The 2869-nt window shown below is 54.5% G+C and carries 2 protein-coding genes; both read left to right on the forward strand.

All coding sequences use genetic code 11. From position 1 onward, the window contains the following. The first annotated feature begins 93 nt into the window (after nucleotides 1–93). Nucleotides 94–2334: an NADP-dependent isocitrate dehydrogenase gene (locus Q0341_RS01890; RefSeq protein WP_299510162.1), complete on the forward strand. Its 2241-nt coding sequence runs from the start codon at nucleotides 94–96 to the stop codon at nucleotides 2332–2334. Nucleotides 2335–2557: 223 nt separating this feature from the next. After that, a partial coding sequence (locus Q0341_RS01895) for a hypothetical protein (protein ID WP_299510163.1) occupies nucleotides 2558–2869 on the forward strand: 312 nt, incomplete at its 3' end.

The raw sequence follows: 2869 nt of genomic DNA on the forward strand, positions 1-2869 counted from the left end.
CCATCAAGTCTGTCCCGACTTTGGGGTCCACTTCAGGGATGCGTGGTTTAAGATAGTGATCTTCTATTTCATCCTGTAAAAATCAGTACCACGATGACCACCCCTGCAGCCACCTCCAAAATCATTTACACCTTGACGGATGAAGCGCCTTTGTTGGCCACGGCATCATTTTTGCCCATCATTCGGACGTTCACAAAGCCTGCCGGAATCGACATCGAAACCCGTGACATTTCTTTGGCAGGCCGCATATTGGGAGAGTTCCCAGAGCACCTGAAACCAGAACAACAAGTGCCGGACAACCTTTCCCTGCTGGGCAAGCTGACTTTGCGGCCCGACACCAACATCATCAAACTGCCCAACATCAGTGCCTCATTGGGACAACTGATGTTGGCCATCAAAGAATTACAAAGCAAGGGTTATGCGCTGCCGGATTACCCGGAAAACCCCAGCTCCGACGAAGAAAAAGCCATCAAGGCACGCTACGCCAAGTGCATTGGCTCGGCCGTGAACCCGGTGCTGCGCGAAGGCAACTCAGACCGCCGCGCTCCCCGTGCTGTCAAAGAATTTGCACGTAAAAACCCGCACAGTATGGCCGATTGGAGCCAAGCTTCGCGCTCGCACGTCTCGCACATGCACGCTGGCGATTTCTACCATGGCGAAAAATCCATGACGCTCGATCGCCCCCGCGAAGTGAAGATGGAATTGATCACCACGAGCGGCAAGACCATCATCCTCAAGCCCAAGGTGGCTTTGCTTGACCGTGAAGTCATCGACAGCATGTTCATGAGCAAAAAAGCTTTGCTCGAGTTCTACGAACAAGAAATTGAAGACGCGCACAAAACTGGCGTGATGTTCTCGCTGCACGTCAAGGCCACCATGATGAAGGTGTCACACCCCATCGTGTTCGGTCACTGCGTCAAGATTTTCTACAAAGATGCTTTTGAAAAACACGCCAAATTGTTTGAAGAATTGGGTGTCAACGTGAACAACGGCATGGCCGATCTGTACAACAAGATCGCCACTTTGCCGCAATCCAAGCAAGACGAAATCAAGCGCGACCTGCACGCCTGCCACGAAGGCCGCCCCGAGCTGGCCATGGTCGATTCGGCCAAAGGTATCACCAACTTCCATTCGCCCAACGACGTGATCGTGGACGCCTCCATGCCCGCCATGATCCGCAACGGCGGCAAGATGTGGGGAGCTGACGGCCGCTTGAAAGACGTCAAAGCCGTGATGCCCGAGTCAACCTTTGCCCGCATTTACATGGAGATGATCAACTTCTGCAAATGGCACGGCGCATTCGACCCCAAAACCATGGGCACTGTGCCCAATGTGGGCCTGATGGCGCAGCAAGCCGAAGAATACGGCTCCCACGACAAGACGTTTGAAATCACCGAAGACGGCGTGGCCAACATCACTGACCTCAACACCGGCGAAGTGCTGTTGTCGCAAGATGTGGAGGAAGGCGACATCTGGCGCATGTGCCAGGTCAAAGACGCAGCCATACGCGACTGGGTCAAGCTGGCCGTCACACGCGCACGCAACTCTGGCATGCCCGTGGTGTTCTGGCTCGACCAGTACCGCCCGCACGAAGCCCAACTCATCACCAAGGTCAAGATGTACCTGCATGAGCACAACACGGCCGGTCTGGAGATTCAGATCATGAGCCAGGTGCGTGCCATGCGTTACACCTTGGAGCGCGTGGTGCGTGGGCTGGACACCATCAGCGCCACCGGCAACATTCTGCGCGACTACCTGACCGACTTGTTCCCGATCATGGAACTGGGCACCTCGGCCAAGATGCTGTCGATCGTGCCTTTGATGGCGGGCGGCGGTATGTACGAAACCGGAGCGGGCGGCTCGGCACCGAAGCATGTGCAGCAACTGGTAGAAGAAAACCACTTGCGCTGGGACTCGTTAGGTGAATTCCTCGCCTTGGCCGTGTCATTGGAAGATCTGGGCATCAAGACCAGCAACCAAAAATCCAAAGTGTTGGCCAAAACCTTGGACGCAGCGACTGGGAAATTGTTGGACAACAACAAAAATCCATCGCCCAAAACTGGACAACTGGACAACCGCGGCAGCCAGTTTTACTTGGCCCTGTACTGGGCCCAGGAATTGGCGGCTCAGACCGATGATTTGGCTCTGCAAGCCAAGTTCACGTCGCTGGCCCAAACACTGACGGAACAAGAAAAGAAAATTGTGACTGAACTCACCGAGGTACAAGGTCACCCTGTCGATATCGGTGGTTACTTTCATCCGTCACAGGAAAAGCTTGAAGTCATCATGTGCCCAAGCGCAACGTTCAATGCAGCCTTGGCGGCAGCGACCTGAACGCAGGGTTCAATCCGTTACGAAAAACCATCCTCTCGGATGGGGAATCGGGCTAAATATTGACTTACGTCCGTACTTACGTGCGGGCCAAAACACCATCTTTATGCGCACCATTGTTGCCGGTAAAGGGGAAGGTGCTATCCGCATCGATGCCACCTCTTGCCTCGCCGATTAAACCTAAACATCAGCCCTACCTACAAGCACTTCACCCGCAGGAACGCACATGACACCCCTCATTAACTTTACCCGCACCTTCAAACGTGCTGTGTGCACCTTGCTGGCCAACAGCATTGTGTTTGCCACGTTGATGACGCCGCTTCAAAACGCCAAGGCCCTACCGGGCGAATACTCGCCAACTTACCGAAACGAATGCTCTGTTGTCGATTGTGCTTTTCAGTATCCGGTGCCAGTGGACAACTGGCAAGAGGTGGCCACCATGTGGAACCCGCAAGGCCTCAAAGGGAAGGTTGACGGGCGCGAGTACTTCAAAGGTGAGCAATGGATGGCACTTGGCCAGCATGCGGCCGGTGTTCTG

The sequence above is a fragment of the uncultured Limnohabitans sp. genome (assembly GCF_937889215.1).
GTDB lineage: Bacteria > Pseudomonadota > Gammaproteobacteria > Burkholderiales > Burkholderiaceae_C > Limnohabitans_A.

Bases quoted from the DNA above. Each gene is read 5' to 3' on its own strand.
- Q0341_RS01890 (WP_299510162.1), top strand. From the start codon at position 94: ATGACCACCCCTGCAGCCACCTCCAAAATCATTTACACCTTGACGGAT.